The sequence below is a fragment of the Phreatobacter sp. GW821-FHT04C01 genome (genome assembly GCF_059420385.1).
In genome coordinates, this window is the sequence record NZ_JBWKTP010000006.1 from 167,952 (window position 1) to 185,298 (window position 17,347).

The following is a 17,347-nucleotide window of genomic DNA, read 5'->3' on the forward strand; positions in this document are numbered from 1 at the left end:
ATCCGGTCGAAAAAGCATCGCGGCAGCGCGAAATACGCTGCGGCACGGCCGCGACTCGTTGGACGAAGAGGGATGGGCCGGGATTGTGACCTGGATAGGGTCGGGAGTCGACCATCTCAGGTCGCGCTTGACCGCCGGCGAGCCACACCCGACCATCCCCCGAGGGGAGAAACGCCATGACCATGACCAGACGCCAGGCACTGCGCGGCATGGCCGCCGTTACGCTCGCGCCGGCGGCATGGCCCTTGTCCGATGCCTTCGCGCAGGGCGCGCAACGACCGCCGGTGATCTTCGTCCATGGCAATGGCGACCACGCGGCGCTCTGGCAGACCACGCTGTGGCGGTTCGAGAGCAATGGCTGGCCGCGCGACCGGCTCACCGCGTTCAACTTCACCGATCCCCTGTCGCGCAATGACGACGCCGTGCCGATGGCCGGCCGTTCCGGCACCGAGGACCAGTTGCGCGAGTTGACCGCAGTGATCGCCGAGGTCAGGGCCCGCACCGGCGCGCCGCGGGTCGCGCTGGTCGGCAGCTCGCGGGGCGGCTATGCCATCCGCAACGCGGTGGTCGAGGCCGGCGGCGGAGCCCAGGTGAGCCATGCGGTGCTGTGCGGGACGCCCAATCGGGGCGTGTTCGACTGGGATGCCAATCCGGGCAGCGAGTTCAACGGGCGCGGGCCCTTCCTGAAGCGGCTGAACGGCCATGACACCGACGTCGTGCCCGGCACCGCCTTCCTGACATTGCGCAGCGACGGCTACGACAAATATGCGCAGGCCGACGGGCGGCTGCTCGGCCGGCCCGGCGTGCCGACCGGCATCACCGCGGAAGGCCCGTCGCTGCGCGGTGCGACCGATATCGTGCTCAGCCAGCTGGACCATCGCGAGGTGGCCTTCCACCCGCGCGCCTTCCGCGAGATCTATCGGTTCATCGCCGGCACCGAACCGCAGACCATCGCGGTGGCGCCGGAAGCGCAGATCACGCTCGACGGCCTGGTGACCGGCAATCCGGCGGGCGTGCCGACCAACCGACCGGTCGCCGGCGCGAGCCTGGAGATCTATCGCGTCCTGGCCGAGACCGGCGAGCGCCAGGGTGAGGCGCTGCTGAAGAAGGTTACTGGCGCCGACGGCCGCTGGGGGCCGGTCAAGGTGACGCCGACCGACTGCCTCGAATTCGTCCTGACGGCGCCGGGCCACCCGGTCAGCCACATCTATCGCTCACCGTTTCCACGCGCGTCGGATGTCGTGCACCTGAGGCCGGCGCGGCCCTTTGCCGAAGCCGAGAAGGCGGCCGGCGCCATCGTCCAGCTGACGCGGCCGCGCGGCTATTTCGGCATTCCGCGCGACGTCGTGCTGCTCGACGGCAAGGAACCCGCCGATGTCACCCGTGGCGTGCCGACCGACGCGACGGCGACGCTCCGGCTCGCCGCAGCCGATATCGGCCGGCCGGTCGTCGGGCTGTTCAACGAGGAGCGCATCGTTGCGCGCGCCTGGCCGGCGGCGGAGAACCATGTCGCGGTGGCCGAACTGACGTGGTGAAGGATCGGACATAGGAGGTGTTGGCATCGAAAAGGTGCTGTCCAGGGACGCCCGAGCGAATCTGCCGGCGGCCGGCAAATGCTCTACGTCATCCCCGGCCGAGCCCGAGCAGAAGCGCTTGCTTCTGCGGAGGCGAGGGGAAGGGGATCCAGGAGCCGCTGGGCTCCGGCTTCAACGCTGCGAAAGTGCGGTCGACGCATGCGCCGAGAGCGCCGATGAAGCGGCCCCTGAATCCCCTTCCCTCCTTCGCCGCGCTCAGTCGCCGGGGATGACGTAGAGCATGTGCCGGCAGCCCTTTCGCCATGGTCTCCGCCTTGGCCGTGCCGTCCCTTTCCCGGTGAATGCACGAGCCTCAGCCTCGCAGGACGGCCGCCCGGTGCGCAGCGCCATTCTCCCGGAGACAGCCGCGCGGGGATGGCTTTCACTGCCGCTCCGGGGCCTGCGGGAAGATCCCTCTTTTCTGAAAACTCCTTATTGATCAACGGGTAAAACCTGATCTTCTGGCGTCGGAACACGCACCGATCGCCCCCGGCCGCCGGTGCACACACGCTTCGGGGATCACCGATGCCGCCGCGCGACGTCATCCATCGTCTCAAGGATCTGGCCCTGACCGGGCTCGCCTTCGCCCTCGTGCTCTACGCCGTGGTCGTCGGCCGGCCGGACATGCCCCCTGGACCCGGGACAGGTGCGAAGACGCCTCAGGTCACCACCGTGGCGGCCGGCACGACCCGCTAGATCCCGCCATGCCCCAAAGCCTCGTCGCCAGATCAGGAGTTCGACCATGACCACGAAATACAGGCCGGAAACCCTCGCGCTGCATGCGGGATGGCGTGCCGACAGCGCCACCGGCGCGGTCGCCGTGCCGATCTATCAGACCACCTCCTACCAGTTCCGCGACACCGAGCATGCCGCCGATCTGTTCGCCCTCAGGGAACTCGGCAATATCTATACCCGCATCGGCAACCCGACGACCGACGTGCTCGAACAGCGCGTCGCGGCGCTGGAAGGCGGCGTCGCCGCGCTGGCACTCTCATCCGGCCAGGCCGCATCCGCGATCGCGATCCAGAATCTGGCGCGGGTCGGCGACAATATCGTCTCGTCGACCGATCTCTATGGCGGCACCTGGAACCTGTTCGCCAACACGCTGAGAGACCAGGGCATCGAGGTGCGTTTCGTCGATCCGGCGGATCCGCAGGCCTTCGCCAGGGCGACCGATGCCCGCACCCGCGCCTATTACGCGGAGACGCTGCCCAACCCGAAGCTGACCGTCTTCCCGATCGCCGAGGTCGCCGCCATCGGCCGCGCGCTGGGCATTCCGCTCATCGTCGACAATACCGCGGCGCCCCTGCTCGCCCGTCCCTTCGACCATGGCGCGGCGATCGTGGTCTATTCCAGCACCAAATATCTCGGCGGCCACGGCACCTCGATCGGCGGCCTGATCGTCGACGGCGGCAATTTCGACTGGGAGAAATTCCCGGAGCGCCAGCCCGCCCTCAACACGCCCGACCCGAGCTATCACGGCGCCGTCTGGACCGAGGCCGTCAAACCGCTCGGGCCGATCGCCTATATCATCAAGGCGCGCACCACCCTTTTGCGCGATCTCGGCGCGGCGCTGTCGCCGTTCAACGCCTTCCAGACGCTGCAGGGCATCGAGACGCTGGCGCTACGCATCGAGCGCCATGTCCAGAATGCTTCGGCTGTCGCCGCCTGGCTCGCCAGGCGGCCGGAGGTCGCCAGGGTCATTCATCCCTCGCAGCAGACGGGCGCGGCGCGCGAACGTGCCGACACCTATCTGAAAGGCGGTTATGGCGGGCTGGTCGGCTTCGAACTGGCCGCCGGCAAGGAAGCCGGGCGGCGCTTCATCGATGCGTTGGGCCTGTTCTACCACGTCGCCAATATCGGCGATGCCCGCAGCCTGGCCATTCACCCGGCCAGCACGACCCATTCGCAATTGTCGGCCGAGGAGCAGCATGCCTCCGGCGTCTCGGACAGCTATGTCCGCCTGTCGATCGGCATCGAGCATATCGACGACATCCTGGCCGATCTCGACCAGGCGCTGACCGCGGCCGGCGGCCTCGCCAAGGCGGCCTGAGACGTCAGCCCGCGGGCGAAGCCGCCCATTGTGGTTTTGCCTGCGGGGTCGGTTCATCCGCCGTCGGCAATGCCGGCGACAGCGCCAGAATGCGTGCCGGCCCGAGGCCGACGGGCTGGCGGTGAGCCACGACCACGAATGTCGTTTCCGGCAGTTCGGCGCGCAGCCATTCCAGCAGCCGGCGCTCGGCGTTCTCGTCGAGTGCGCTGGTCGGCTCGTCGAGGAAGGCCCAGGCGGGACGCTCGACCAAAAGCCGGATCAGGGCCAGCCTCTGACGTTCGCCACCGGAAAGACCGGCAAGCGCCGCCGCCGCTTCGCTATCGCCAAGAGTGGCCAGACGCCCGAGCCCCACCGCCTGCAGCCAGCCGGTAACGTGCGTGCGCGGCACCGTCTCGACCGCCGCCGGATAGACCGCCGCCGCCGGAATGCCGCCCAGCGGCACATAGGGCTGTTGCGGCAGGAAACTGACGGCGTGGATCGGACGCTCGATCCGGCCCGCTCCATGGCGCCAGAGTCCGGCGACCGCACGCAGCAGCGTGGTCTTGCCGAAGCCGGAAGGCGCCTGAAGCCAGACAGTCTCGCCCGGGCGCAACACGACGTCGTCAAGTGCCTGTATCGGGCTGCCGCCAGGCGAGGACAGCCGCAGGCCGATCAGCCTGAGCGTGCCGTCGACGGAAGGCTCGATCCTGACATCGCTGACGCCTGCCCTTGCCTCCACGGTCGCCGCGACGAAATGGTCGAGCCGCGCCGAAGCCGAAGCCAGTTCGGCAAGATCGCGGTAGGAGAAGATGAACCAGGAGAGCGTGGTCACCACGTTCTGGAACGCCGCGCCGATCTGCATCAGCCCGCCGAAGGTCACCTTGCCGGCGAGGAAGGCCGGCAGCGCCAGGAACAGCGGGATGCGCAACACCGTCTGCATATAAGGCCGGGTAAATATGCCCAGGATCAGTTCGCGGCGAATGAGCCGGCGCCAATTGTCGGCAATGGCTTCGAAGCCATTGCTGAAGATGCGCCGCTCGGCGGCCTCGCCGCCGGCGAGCGCCACGGCTTCGCCGGTCTGGCGGAAGCGGGCCAACCCGAAGCGGAAATCCGCCTCGGTCTTCTGCTGTTCGACATTCAGCGGCAGCAGGGGCTTGCCCAGCCAGTGGGTAATGCCGCTGGAAATGGCGACGTAGACCGGCGCCGCCCAGACCATGTAGCGCGGGATCGACATCTCGGCTCCGAACACGGTGAAGGTCAGCGCGAAGGTCGAGAGCGACCACAGAATGGCGACGAAGGACACCAGCGCCACGATATTGGTGATCAGCTCCAAGGCCTCGGTGGTCAGGCGAAAGACGAAAATGCGACAGTCGTCGGCAATGCGCTGGTCGGGATTGTCGAGCCCCAATTCGGTGCGGGCACGCAGATGCCAGAAGGCTTTGCCCGCCAGCCAGTGGTCCAGCATGGCGTCGGTCAAGGTCCGGCGCCAGCGGATCTGGAGGATCTTGCGAAGATAGGTCCCGCTCAGATTGAGCGTCGCGCTGATGGCGATCAGAACGAAGAAGACGCCGATCTGGCGGATGGCTTCGTCGACATCCAGCTTTTGCAGGGCATTGTAGAAGTCGGCGGTCCAGCGGATCAGCCGCACGGAGATATGGACGCCGACAAGGCCCAGGGCAAAAATGACCGCGAAATAGACGATGCCCAGCCGGCCTCCCGGCCGCCAAGCGCAGAGGACGAGCAAGCGCCAGATCTGGCCAAGGCTGGCACGCATGGGAACCTCGCGGCAGGAGATGGTTGGGAGCAGCCGACGCTAGGCGCCGGCAAAGGCCGTGGCGGAACCACGCAACACCAGCCCGACGGCCGAACCGTCGGCGGCTTCGGCATGGAATGTCACCGCATCGACGGCCTCCTCGCGCCGCCAGCGCGCGACGGCGTGGTCCTGCAGGTGCAGATGGAAGTCCGGCTTGATGATGTTGAGGAAGCCCATGGCCGGCTTGACCTCGCCGATGAGACCGGTCCAGGCCTGCTCCAGGCCAGTGCAGCGGAACAGCACGGAGACCGGCTCGCCGCCGGCGCGCGCCGCCTCGAGCAGGCCCGCGCCCGGATCCGCGCCGGCCGGTACGGGGGCGGGGTCCACGGCTGCCGGGCGCGGCTTCTCGGGCAGCACCGTACCGGCTCCGAGACCTGCCAGCGCCTTGTCGAAAGGCTCGATGCCGTCGAGACAGATCAGGCTGAAGGCGGTCGCGCCCGTCGCGTCCTGCAATTCCAGGCGCGGCAGGACGCGGTCCTTCATACGGCCGGAGCGGTCGGCGACCACCTGCGTGATGACGGCGAGATCGATCAGCGCGTCATGGGCCTCGCCCGACAGGCGCAATCCGGCGGCCTCGCGCCTGACGGCCCCGACCACGCCGATCCGCTCATGGGTGGCGCCGCCTGATGACGCCGACAGCATGACCCGCCCCATGGCGCCGACGGTGGCGACGGCATCGGCGACATCGCCGGGCAGGATCTCTCGGACTGGTCTTGCATCGCTCATGCGCGCGCTCCCGGGTTTGGTGAAGAAAAGAGGGGCGCCCCTGCCGGGGCGCCCCAGTTTGCGTGGCGCGTGGCTCAAACGCGCCGCCGCCGAAGCTGAGGTCAGAAATCGGCGGTCGCGGAAAGTTTGAAGGTACGGCCCGGCGCGACCTGCAATTCGAGCGGATTGGTCTGCGCGGTGGCGATCGAAGGCGGCGTATTGGTGTAGTTGCCGTAGAGGTTCTGGAAGTAGCGGGTGTCGAAGATGTTCTGGACACCGGCGCGGAAGGTCAGATTGGCGGTTGGGCGCCAGTTGATGAAGCTGTCGAACACGGCATAGCCGCCGGGCTTGTAGATATTGGGATTGCTGGTGCGGGTGATCGGTGCGCCGAAATTGGCCATGATCTCGCCGTCGATGTTCCATTCGCGCTTGAACCAGCGCAGCCCGAGGGTCGCGGTCAGCGGCAGGATGGCGTCGAAGGCGACCTTCGCTGAAGTCGGCGTCGCCCGCTGTTCGGCAAACTGATAGGACAAGCCCCCGTTGAGGATCAGGTCGTCGGTGATCCGGTATTGCGCCGAGGCCTCGACGCCATAGATCGTCACCGCCGAGACATTGGTATTGGTCAGGTCGATGGAACCCGGCGACGGCGGCTGGAAGCTGAGGATGAAATCCTTGTAGGTGGTGTAGAAGGCGCCCACCGAAAACCAGCCGCGGTCGAACCGTCCACGCAGGCCCGCCTCGTAGGATCTCGCCGATTCAGGCCGCAGGTTGGGGTTGGGGATGAGACTGCCGCCATTGCCGGCACCGCCAGGCAGCGACAGATACAGCTGCTGGGCCGTCGGCATCTTGAAGCCTTCGGCATAACGGGCATAGACCGAATAGATGTCGGTCAGCTTGAACACCATGCCGAGCTGCGGAATGAACCGGCTGGAGGTGATCCGGCTCGGCGTCGCGCCCGGGACCGGCTTGTAGTCGGCGTCCGGCCGCGGATCGATGGTGTAATTGGCCCAGCGAATGCCGGGCGTGATGATCCAGCGACCGCCGAGCAGGCTGATCTCATCCTGCAGATAGAGATCCGCGCGCGAGGTATTGGCATTGGCGAAATTGAAGCCCGAGCCCCTGGTGACCGAAATGGGCGCGCCTGTGGTGGCGTTGGTCACCGTGTCCTGGCGGAAATAGTCGGTCTTGGTGGTATCGCCCTGGAAGCCATAGGTCAGGATGTGCTGCGCCGGACCGAGGTTGAAGCGCGAGGTCAGCTGGACTTCGCCCTGCAGGAAATTCTCGGTGTAGTTCAGGATCGCATTGGTGCGCCGCTGCTGGTTGGTGTTCAGGTTCAGCTGGTAGCGGGTGCTGTCGAGCTGGCGGCTCTGCGGCGAATAGGAGACGTTCCAGCGCACCGCGTCGATCCAGCCCCAATGCGGCGTCCAGTCATGGGCAATGGCGAAGTTCTGACGGCTGAGCACCTGGTTGCGCTGATATTGGCCGTTGCGGTGCGGCGCGCCGGAAACCGTGACGGTCTGGCCGAAGTCGTAACGCTGGTCGACCGTGGTGTTGCGGTTGAAAGCCTCGGCGACGAAACGCCATTCATGATCGTCGGCCGGCCGCCAGACCAGCTTGGCAAATCCGTTCCAGGTGCTGTTGTTCAGCGGGTCGAGCTCGTTGCAGGCGAGCGTGCGGATGGCCGGGCAACCCCAGATACCGCCATTCGCCTGCGCGGTCGACAGGGTCGGCGCCTGGGAACTGCGCTGGTTGAGCACAAAAATGCCCTGCAGGGTCGGCGTGAACTGGATGGCCGCCATGCCGGTCTTGACGAAGGCCTGATCCAGGCTGTCGTAGGAGGTGTGGATGCGCGCCGCCCAGGGCCTGCCCTTGCCGCGCAGCAGATCGTCCGGATCAAGCGTGCGGAAGGCGACGATGCCGCCGAGCGCGTCGGCGCCCCATAGCACCGACCCCGGCCCGCGCATGATCTCGACCGACTTCATATAGGGCAGGTCGACGAGATCGCGGGTGCCGTCGGTGATGCGTTCCATGACGCGGGCGCCATCCACGCGGATCTGCACCCGGTTGCCGGTGACGCCGCGAATGGTGAAGCCGCCGAGATTGTGCCAGGGGTCGGTGCCCGACGTGACCCGATCGACGCTGACGCCGGGCTCGTAGCGCACCAGGTCCTGGATGTCGCGGGTCGCCCGGTCATCCATCTGCTGGCGCGAGATGACCGTCACATTGGCCGGCACGTCGAGGCGCTGGCGCTCCTCGCGCGTCGCGGTCACCGTGATCTCGTCGGCGGAGGATACGTTGGCGGCGGCCGCCGCCTGCGTCTCGGCCGGCGACGGCGCATTGGCCTGGCCGAACGCGCCTCCCGTGGCCGCCGTCAAAACAAGAATGGAAACCGACGCGCAAAGCGTCGCATAGCCGGACCGTGTCATCGCCCCGAAGCCCCTTGCCCAGATTGTGTGATGGCTGGCTGGCTTGAGACGGACGGCGTTCAGCTGGCTGGCATGGCGGCGGGGCGAACCAATCGGCCCCGTCGATCGCCGGCTCTCCTAGGAAAGTTGATTTTGTCTGTCAACAATATGACTCATTTTGAGGCATCCTAGATATGCGAATTCGAATGTCAGTAGTTTGTAATGATTTTCATTCGAAATTTCCGACACTTACCGCCCAACCCGGGATTGCTTGGGGCGCCGTGGGGAATATCCAGATTTCATATGGGATTTCGCGCCCGGCGGCGACGGCCGGGTCCGACGCACCGGGATCCGGTGGTGAAACACCCCATCGGCCAGCGATACGCCATGCGAGACAGAATGCCGCACCTCCGGGCCACGACATCGCAGGGGACAAGGCATCAGGCAAAAAGACCATCGTGGAAGAAACGCCGCTGGCGTAGGGTGTCATGGTTTTCGACGGCACAAGCTAGGTTCAGCCGTGCCGCGGCATGCCCATTGAGGGCGCCCTCCCGATTGACGATCCCGTAGAGACAATCATGACCGAGACCCGCATCGAAACCGACACGTTCGGCCCCATCGACGTCGCCGCCGACCGCTATTGGGGGGCGCAGACGCAACGCTCGCTGCACTTCTTCCATATCGGCACGGAGAAGCAGCCGAAGCCGGTGATCAAGGCGCTCGGCATCATCAAGCGCGCCGCGGCCGAAGCCAATATGGCGCTCGGCCGGCTCGACCCGGCGATCGGCGCCGCCATCGTGGCGGTCGCCGACGAAGTCATCGCCGGCAGGCTCGACGCGCATTTCCCACTGTCGGTCTGGCAGACCGGCTCCGGCACGCAGACCAACATGAACGCCAACGAGGTCATTTCGAACCGGGCGATCGAGACGCTGGGCGGTGTCATGGGCTCGAAGAAGCCGGTGCATCCGAACGACCACGTCAATATGAGCCAGTCGTCGAACGACACCTATCCGACCGCCATGCATGTCGCCGGCGCCATGGAGATCACCGGCTCGCTCCTGCCGGCGCTCAGGCACCTGCACGAGGCGCTCGACGGCAAGGCCAAGGCCTGGGCGGATATCCTGAAGATCGGCCGCACCCATACCCAGGACGCGACGCCGCTGACGCTCGGCCAGGAGTTCTCCGGTTACGCCCGCCAGATCGAACTCGGCATCGAGCGGCTGGAGCAGTCGCTGCCACGCCTGATGGAACTCGCCCAGGGCGGCACGGCCGTCGGCACCGGCCTCAACGCGCCCATCGGTTTCGCCGAAGCGGTCGCCGAACGGATCGCCGCGCTGACCGGCCTCGCCTTCCGCACCGCGCCGAACAAGTTCGAGGCGCTGGCAGCGCATGATGCCATGGTGTTCAGCCATGGCGCCATGAACACGGTCGCCGCCTCGCTGTTCAAGATCGCCAACGACATCCGCTTCCTCGGCTCCGGCCCGCGCGCCGGCCTCGGCGAACTGGCCTTGCCGGAGAACGAGCCGGGCTCCTCGATCATGCCCGGCAAGGTCAATCCGACCCAGTGCGAAGCCCTCACCATGGTGGCGACCCAGGTGTTCGGCAATCAGACCACCATCGGGCTCGCCGGCTCGCAGGGCCATTTCGAGCTGAACGTGTTCAACCCGGTCATGGCCAATGCCTTCCTGCAATCGGTCCGGCTGCTGGCCGATGCCGCGCGATCCTTCGCCGACCATTGCATCGCCGGCCTCGAGCCGCGCCGCGACAACCTCAAGCTCGGCGTCGAGCGATCCTTGATGCTGGTCACCGCGCTGGCGCCGAAGATCGGCTACGACGCGGCCGCCAAGATCGCCAAGACCGCCCACAAGAACGGCACCACCCTGCGCGAGGAAGCGGTCGGCGGCGGCTATGTGACGGATGCCGAGTTCGACACGCTGGTGCGGCCGGAAAAGATGATCGGGCCGTCCTGAGCGGCGCTCGTCGGCGCAGAGCCATCATCTGAAATGCGAACGGGGCCGGTGATGAACCGGCCCCGTTCCAATGTGTATGCCGGCATCAAACCGGCCGCCGACCGCTCAGGGACGAACCGCCGTCACTTCGATCTCGACCAGCCAGCCCGGATTGACCAGGCCGGCGACCTGCATGACCGAACGGGACGGCAGATTGGGCTGGGCCGGCGTGCCGAAGAACTGGGTATAGCCCTCCATGAAGCCGGCGAAATCCATGCGGTTTTCCTTGGCCGGGTCGGCGACCAGGAAGACCTGCATCTTGACCACGTCCTTCATCTGCAGGTTGAGCCGCTGCAGCGAGCGTTCGATCGCCTGCAGCACGCTCACCGTCTGCGCCTTGGTGTCGCCGAAGGCGGCGAGGCTGTTGCGCGGCGCCTGCTCGTTGGTCACGGTCGGCACCATGCCGCTGACATAGACCGTGGTCCGGCCGGCAGGCACTTCGACGGCGGCGGCGATCGGGAAGTTCGAGCCGGGATTGCGGTGGCGGATGACGTCCTGGGCATTGGCGGCCCCGGCCATGCCGGCGAGCGCGGCGGCAAGCGTCAAAACAAGGCTTGTCTTGCGGAACATGAATTACTCCCTTGAATGGAATGGAGGCGGCATGGCGGCACCGGGCCCATGCCGCCCTATTGTCTGGCGACCGGGCGGACGAAGGTCCACCCGGCCAGGCTTGCGCCTATTGACGCACCGCCTTCACATCGTCGGCGCTGACCGGATCGGTGTAGTTGTTGCCGAAATTGGTCCGGATGTAATTGACCACCGCCGCGACCTGGGCGTCGTTCAGCTGATTGCCGAAGGAGGGCATGGCCTTCTGGCCGTTGACGACCAGGTAGACCGGATAGCCGGAGGCCTCGAGCTTGGTATTGCCGGCAAGCTTCGGATAGGCGCCGGCGCCGATGGCGCCACGGCCCTCCGGCATGTGACAGCCGGCGCAGACGTAGCGATAGATCGATTCACCGTCCTGATAGGTGAAGCGGGACGGGCTGGAGAACAGCGCCGAGGACTGCGACAGGGCAGCGGTCGCGCCGGCGATCAGCACGGCGGCGGTCAACCCGATCTTGAGCGAGGTCTTGGATGACGGGATCATGATGAAACCCTCAGAAACGACAAGGAAATGACGGGCGATCAGCGGGCGACGACGCGCTTGTGCAGGCGCCCGATGGCGTCGAGCGCGGAGAGCACGGCGCCTTCCTGCCAGGCCGGCAGATAGGACGCGTGTTCGCCCGCCAGCATGATCCGGCCGTCCATGGCGCAGAGGTTGTTGTAGTGCTGCTTGCGCGCAGCATCGCTCCACACGGCGTAGCAGCCGAGCGTCGCGGGCTCGCGGTGCCAGCCCACCGAGATGCCGTTCTCGAATTCCTTCTGATATTGCTGCGGATGGATCTGGGCGCCGAATTCGACTGCCTTCTTGATCCGGTCGGCCGGCGCCAGCGCCGTCCATTCATAGGCATTGGCGCCGAAAGCATAGGCCCCGAGCAGCACGCCCTTGCCGGTCTTGAAGAAGTTCGACGAGGGATACTGGATCATGGCGTTCGGCAGGTTGGTGTAGCTGATGCCGCCATAGATCTGCTCGTCCTCCTCCCAGAAGCGGCGCTTGAACTGCAGCCCGACCTTGATCGAGGGCGCATAGGCCGGCGCGTCGATGGCCGCCTTCATGGCCGAGCCGACATTGATGTCGATCTGCGACAGCACCGAGAGCGGGATCGTGCACAGGCAATAGTCGGCGCTCGCCGTCTGCGGCCGGCCGCCCTTCTTGGTATCGACATAGGTGACGGTGACGCCGCGGTTGTCCTGCTTGATGGTGGTGACCTTGGCGTTGAACTTGATCAGCCGGCCAACCTCGCGCTGGAACGCCTTGCCGATCATGTCCATGCCGCCGACCGGCTGGAAGATCGCCGAGTGGAACTCGTAGACATTGCCGGTCTGCATGCGGTTCCAGAGCCGGGATTTCACCACGTCCTTGAAGCTGAACGGCTCCGAGGGCACCGGTTCGCCGCTGAGGCCGCCGCCGGGATCGCGCTCATAACCGCGACGGTCGCTCGACAGGTCATTCTTGACGTAACGGTAATTGGCATCGAGCGCGCCCCATTGGCGCAGCGCCGCGAGCAGGACTTCCTTGTCCTCCTTGGTGACGGCGTCTTCCAGCTTGTCCTGATTGACCGCCTTGGACAGCAGCTCGGTCATGCCGCCCTGGAAGTCGGAATAGATGTGGCGGAAGCGCTGCGGCTTGCCGCCGAAACTATCCTTGTTGTGCAGGTAGGCGTTGTAATTGACCTGGACGAAGGGCTCCATCGCCACGCCCAGCCGCTTGCAATAGTCGAGGATGGCGTGGTGATTGTAGGGAATGCGCCACGGGCCGGGATTGATGTAATTGCCGCGCTCGAATTCGCATTTCTGCTCGATGCCGCCGAGCTCGGTGAACTTGTCGCCGCCGCGCAGCGTCCAGTTCCGGCCGCCGGCGCGGTCGTGATATTCCAGCACCTGGACCTTGTAGCCGGCCTTGCGCAGTTCCAGTGCCGCGACGAGGCCGGCGAGGCCGGCGCCGAGGATCAGCACGGACGCACCCCTGGGATCGCCATCGAGCTTGATCGGGCCGGTATAGGGCGATTCAGCCGCATGTCCGAGGCTGGTCATCGCCTGATACATGGCGGCACCACCGGCGGCCGCCCCGATCAGGTTCAGCAGGTTGCGCCTGCTCATCGGTGACGCGTCTGTTTCCGACATCGTTTGGCTCCCAAATTCAAAAAGACCGGCGTCGGCGCGGCGCCGCGACGACGCAGCCGAACCAGCGACCGAGGCAGATGATTAGAGATCAAAGCGCGGCAGCCGTCAGCGCAGTTTGGTATGATTCTTTGTTATGCGGGATGTGAAGGAAGTTCATACCGGAATGACGCAACCGGGCCGGACGCCTGGGATCCTTGCCGGCAACCACCAGAATGTTCCGATCGGGCTTTACGCCGATCGACCAGAACCGGAACTCATTAAATCAAATCAAAGGCTTCGATCACCCGCCCCAAACGGAGCGGGCGTCGTGCCGGCTGTCGCCGGAGGCGCGGACCGACTGCCCTGATCAGACCACCTGATTGTCCGGTTTCCGGCCAGCGGCGAGCGCCAGGAACCCATCGATCAGCGTCTGGCCCATGGCGCGCCGGCTCTCGACCGTCGAGCTGCCGATATGGGGCAGCAGGAAGGCATTGCCGAGGTCGAGATAGCGCGGATCGAGCTTCGGCTCGTTGGTGAAGACGTCGAGGCCCGCCGCGCGGACATGGCCGCTCTTCAGGCCGGCGATGAGCGCGTCGTCGTCGATGACCGGGCCACGGGCGATATTGACCACGATGGCCCCCGGCTTCATCGCGGCGATCCGCTCGGCATTGAGGAAGCCGCGGGTCGTCTCGGTCAGCGGGCAGGCAATGGCCAGCGCGTCGATCGCGCCGAGGAACTCACCCGCATCGGCATGATGCACCGCGCCCTTGGCGAGCTCCGGCGGCAGGGCCGAACGGTTGTGGTAGCCAATCGTCATGCCGAAGGCCCGGGCGCGGTCGGCGATGCCCCGGCCGATCCGGCCCATGCCGAGAATGCCCAGCGTCTTTCCTGTGAGCTCGATCCCGATGAGCTGGGTCGGCGTCCAGCCCTGCCAGGTGCCCGAGCGCACCAGCGCGATGCTCTCGGTGGCGCGGCGCGCGGCGCCCAGCAGCAACAGCAGCGCGGTCTCGGCGACCGCGTCGGTCAGCACGTCGGGCGTGTGCAGCACGGCGATGCCGCGCCGGCGCGCCGCCGCGAGGTCGATGTGGTCGAGCCCGACCGAATAGGTGGCGATCGTCTTCACCGAAGCCGGCAAGGCATCGATCAGCGCCGCGTTCGCCGGCGTCATGGCCAGCAGCAGCAAGGCGTCGCGGCCGTCGAGCCGCGCGATCAGCTCGCTCACGGGACGCTGCCTGGCATCCGGCATGAAGTCGACATCGAAGGCAGCCGCGAGGTCACGCTCGACCTGCTCGGGCAACTGGCAGGCGACCAGGACGGAATAGGGCTTCATCGGCGGTCTCTCGCAATGATCAGCGCCGGTGGCGCACGTGGTCGGAGGTGATCGCGTCGAGGCTGGCGGTCCCGAGCAGCGCCATGGCGATGTCGATCTCGGCGGCCAAGAGCTTGATGGCGTGATCGACGCCGGCCTCGCCGGCGCTTGCCAGCCCCCACAGGAAGGGCCGGCCGATGCTGCAGCCGACCGCGCCGAGGGCGCGCGCGGTGAGGATGTCGGTGCCCCGGCGCACGCCGCTGTCGACGATGAGCTGCGCCCTGCTCCCGATCGCCTCGGCAATGGCGGGCAATGCGCTGATCGGCGCCGGAACATGGTCGAGCTGGCGGCCGCCATGGTTGGAGACGATCACCGCATCGGCGCCGCTGTCGACCGCCATGCGGGCATCGTCGGGGTGCAGGATGCCCTTGATCGCCACCGGCCCGTTCCAACGCTTTCGCAGCCGGGCAATGTCTTCCCAGGTCACCGACGGATCGAACAAAGTGCTGACATGCTGGGCGATATTGGTGAAGCCGTTGGTCGTGTCGGTCTTGAAATTGCCGAAGGTCGGCGGCGAACGCATCACCCCCATCAGCCAGCCGGGCCGGCAGGCAAGATCCAGGATGTTCGACAGGCGCGGCTTCAGCGGCATGGTGAAACCGTTGCGGACATCCCGTTCGCGCCGGCCGGTGAGCGGCAGGTCGACGGTGATGCACAGGACCCGGTAGCCGGCCGCTTGCGCACGCGCGACCAGCCGGTCGGTCAGGTCGCGGTCGCGCATGACATAGAGCTGGAACCACAGATCGGTCTCCGGAGCTGCCTCCGCGACCTGTTCGAGCGACGCGACCGAATTGGTCGACAGGCAGAAGGGAATGCCGCGAGCCCCCGCGGCACGCGCCGCCGCGATCTCGCCGCCCGGCCAGAAGAAACCGGTGAGCCCGGTCGGCGACAGCATCAAGGGCAGGCTGGCGATGCGACCGAGGAAATCGGCGCGGGGGTCGCGGCGGCTGACGTCGATGCCGACCCGCGGCATCAATTGCCAGTCGCCGAAAGCAGCCTGGTTGTCATGAAGCGTCGTTTCGTCGCCGGCCGCGCCATCGATGAAATCGAACACGGCCTTGGGCAGCCGCCGGCGCGCCAGCACGCGCAGATCGGCGATCGAAGCGGCTTGCGGCAGGGATCGGGCCGGTGAACCCCACATGGGCGGCGCTCCTCGCATTCGGGGGCTCGGCAACTCGCCCCAATGACCTCGCCTTTCCCGTTTTAGGGTCTGGAATCGTGCCGGACGACCCGTCCGAATGCATTGCGCCTATTTGCGACACGGACTTATCGCCGGGACATATCGCTGGTCTTGGCGACCGACATCGGCTAAGCGGGCCGGCCGTTCTCCGGCCTCAGGATCCCCGCCTTGTCCGCCCGCCCGCAAGACATTTCGATCGGCGTCGATTTCGGCACCAGCAACACCGTCGTCGCCATCGCGACGCCGGATGGCCGGGCCGAGGTGATCAGCTTCGACCATGGCGGCAAGCGCCTCAGCGGTTTCGTCACCGCGCTGTGCTTCTGGGAAGAGCGCAAGGGCGTCGGCGCGGCCAAGCCCCGGATCGAGGGCGGCCCCTGGGCGATCGACCAATTGCTCGCCGGCACCTCGGCGCACCGCTTCATCCAGTCGTTCAAGACCTTCGCGGCAAGCTCCAGCTTCCAGGAAACCCGGATCTTCCGCCAGCGCTACCGCTTCGAGGACCTGCTCTCGGCCTTCCTCGACACGCTGGTCAGCCATGGCAATGGCAGCCTGGATTTCCAGGGCGCGAAACTGGTCATCGGCCGCCCGGTGAAATTCGCCGGCAGCCATCCCAATGACGGCCTCGCCATGGAACGCTACGGCACGGCCTTCGGCAAACTCGGCGCCAAGACGACGACCTATGTCTATGAGCCCGTCGGCGCCGCCTTCTTCTACGCCCGCAAGCTCGACCATGACGCGACCGTGCTGGTCGCCGATTTCGGCGGCGGCACCAGCGACTTCTCGGTGATGCGCTTCGAGCGCTCGGGCGGCACGCTGCGCGCCGAACCGCTCGGCCATGCCGGCGTCGGCATCGCCGGCGACACGTTCGACTACCGCATCGTCGACCGGGTGGTCTCGCCCAAGCTCGGCAAAGGCTCGAGCTACCGCTCCTTCGACAAGCTCCTGACCATCCCGAACCACTATTACGCCAACCTGGCGCGCTGGCATCAGCTCGCCATGATGAAGTCGAACGGCGATCTCAAGGGCCTGCAGGATCTCGCCAAGGTGGCGATCGAACCGGACCAGTTGCACAAGTTCATCGACATCGTCGACTACGATCTCGGACTGGCGCTCTACCGCGCCGTGTCGGCGGCCAAGATGACCTTGTCGACCGAGGCGAGCGCGGCCTTCCGTTTCGTCGAATATGACGTCGACATCCAGGCGACCATCGCGCGGCGCGACTTCGAGGCCTGGATCGCCCCGGACGTCGCGCGCATCGCCGAGACGGTCGACGAGGTGCTGGCGCGGTCCGGCGTCGCGGAGACCGCGATCGAACGGGTGTTCCTGACCGGCGGCACCTCCTTCGTGCCGGCGATCCGCAACCTGTTCGTCAAGCGTTTCGGCGAGGAACGGCTGACCAATACCGACCAGTTCGAATCGATCGCCTATGGCCTGGCGCTGATCGGCCAGGACCCCGATGCGGAGCGCTGGGCGGTCAGGCACGACCATTAAGCGCGTGCTCGCCGGCGCGACGGGTTCCACGGCTCAATGATCGCCTTGCTCGAAGGACATTCTCGT

13 protein-coding genes are annotated in these 17,347 nt (G+C 66.5%); 5 read left to right on the forward strand and 8 right to left on the reverse strand.

What is annotated here, in order from left to right; translation table 11 throughout:
• Window positions 1-176: 176 nt before the first annotated feature.
• From AC07WJ_RS22925 to AC07WJ_RS22935, 3 genes are all read left to right on the forward strand, one after another.
• Entirely contained in the window at window positions 177-1,535 is a 1,359-nt protein-coding gene (locus tag AC07WJ_RS22925; RefSeq protein WP_494936981.1) for a hydrolase, read from the forward strand.
• A gap of 564 nt (window positions 1,536-2,099) precedes the next feature.
• On the forward strand, window positions 2,100-2,270 hold the full coding sequence (locus tag AC07WJ_RS22930; protein ID WP_494936982.1) for a hypothetical protein: 171 nt from the start codon (window positions 2,100-2,102) through the stop codon (window positions 2,268-2,270).
• A gap of 46 nt (window positions 2,271-2,316) precedes the next feature.
• Window positions 2,317-3,627, forward strand: a complete 1,311-nt coding sequence (locus AC07WJ_RS22935; protein ID WP_494936983.1) for an O-acetylhomoserine aminocarboxypropyltransferase/cysteine synthase family protein — start codon at window positions 2,317-2,319, stop codon at window positions 3,625-3,627.
• 4 nt (window positions 3,628-3,631) lie between these two features.
• Here AC07WJ_RS22935 and AC07WJ_RS22940 read toward each other — a convergent pair whose 3' ends face one another.
• From AC07WJ_RS22940 to AC07WJ_RS22950, 3 genes are all read right to left on the reverse strand, one after another.
• Window positions 3,632-5,380 carry an ABC transporter ATP-binding protein/permease gene (locus AC07WJ_RS22940; RefSeq protein WP_494936984.1) on the reverse strand — a complete coding sequence of 583 codons (1,749 nt, stop codon included), beginning with the start codon at window positions 5,378-5,380 and terminating at the stop codon, window positions 3,632-3,634.
• Between the two features lie 39 nt (window positions 5,381-5,419).
• The gene (locus AC07WJ_RS22945) at window positions 5,420-6,145 is read right to left on the reverse strand and encodes a hypothetical protein (protein WP_494936985.1); all 726 of its coding nucleotides are present in this window, start codon (window positions 6,143-6,145) and stop codon (window positions 5,420-5,422) included.
• A 101-nt stretch (window positions 6,146-6,246) separates the two neighbouring features.
• Window positions 6,247-8,550 carry a TonB-dependent receptor gene (locus AC07WJ_RS22950; RefSeq protein ID WP_494936986.1) on the reverse strand — a complete coding sequence of 768 codons (2,304 nt, stop codon included), beginning with the start codon at window positions 8,548-8,550 and terminating at the stop codon, window positions 6,247-6,249.
• A 557-nt stretch (window positions 8,551-9,107) separates the two neighbouring features.
• On the opposite strand from AC07WJ_RS22950, the gene fumC reads away from it, so the two are divergent.
• Window positions 9,108-10,499 (forward strand): class II fumarate hydratase, encoded by a 1,392-nt coding sequence (gene fumC, locus AC07WJ_RS22955; RefSeq protein WP_494936987.1) that lies wholly within the window; start codon window positions 9,108-9,110, stop codon window positions 10,497-10,499.
• Between the two features lie 105 nt (window positions 10,500-10,604).
• On the opposite strand, the gene AC07WJ_RS22960 is transcribed toward fumC, so the two are convergent.
• The 5 genes from AC07WJ_RS22960 to AC07WJ_RS22980 form a co-directional block, all read right to left on the reverse strand.
• A complete protein-coding gene (locus AC07WJ_RS22960) occupies window positions 10,605-11,108 on the reverse strand; it encodes a RidA family protein (RefSeq protein ID WP_494936988.1) in 504 nt (167 codons plus the stop codon).
• A 106-nt stretch (window positions 11,109-11,214) separates the two neighbouring features.
• A complete protein-coding gene (locus AC07WJ_RS22965) occupies window positions 11,215-11,625 on the reverse strand; it encodes a c-type cytochrome (protein WP_494936989.1) in 411 nt (136 codons plus the stop codon).
• 38 nt (window positions 11,626-11,663) lie between these two features.
• The gene (locus AC07WJ_RS22970) at window positions 11,664-13,262 is read right to left on the reverse strand and encodes a flavin monoamine oxidase family protein (RefSeq protein WP_494936990.1); all 1,599 of its coding nucleotides are present in this window, start codon (window positions 13,260-13,262) and stop codon (window positions 11,664-11,666) included.
• Window positions 13,263-13,608: 346 nt separating this feature from the next.
• Window positions 13,609-14,571: a 2-hydroxyacid dehydrogenase gene (locus AC07WJ_RS22975; protein WP_494936991.1), complete on the reverse strand. Its 963-nt coding sequence runs from the start codon at window positions 14,569-14,571 to the stop codon at window positions 13,609-13,611.
• A gap of 19 nt (window positions 14,572-14,590) precedes the next feature.
• Window positions 14,591-15,751, reverse strand: a complete 1,161-nt coding sequence (locus AC07WJ_RS22980) for an alpha-hydroxy acid oxidase (RefSeq protein ID WP_494936992.1) — start codon at window positions 15,749-15,751, stop codon at window positions 14,591-14,593.
• 207 nt (window positions 15,752-15,958) lie between these two features.
• On the opposite strand from AC07WJ_RS22980, the gene AC07WJ_RS22985 reads away from it, so the two are divergent.
• Window positions 15,959-17,281, forward strand: a complete 1,323-nt coding sequence (locus AC07WJ_RS22985) for an Hsp70 family protein (RefSeq protein ID WP_494936993.1) — start codon at window positions 15,959-15,961, stop codon at window positions 17,279-17,281.
• The last annotated feature ends 66 nt before the right edge of the window (window positions 17,282-17,347 follow it).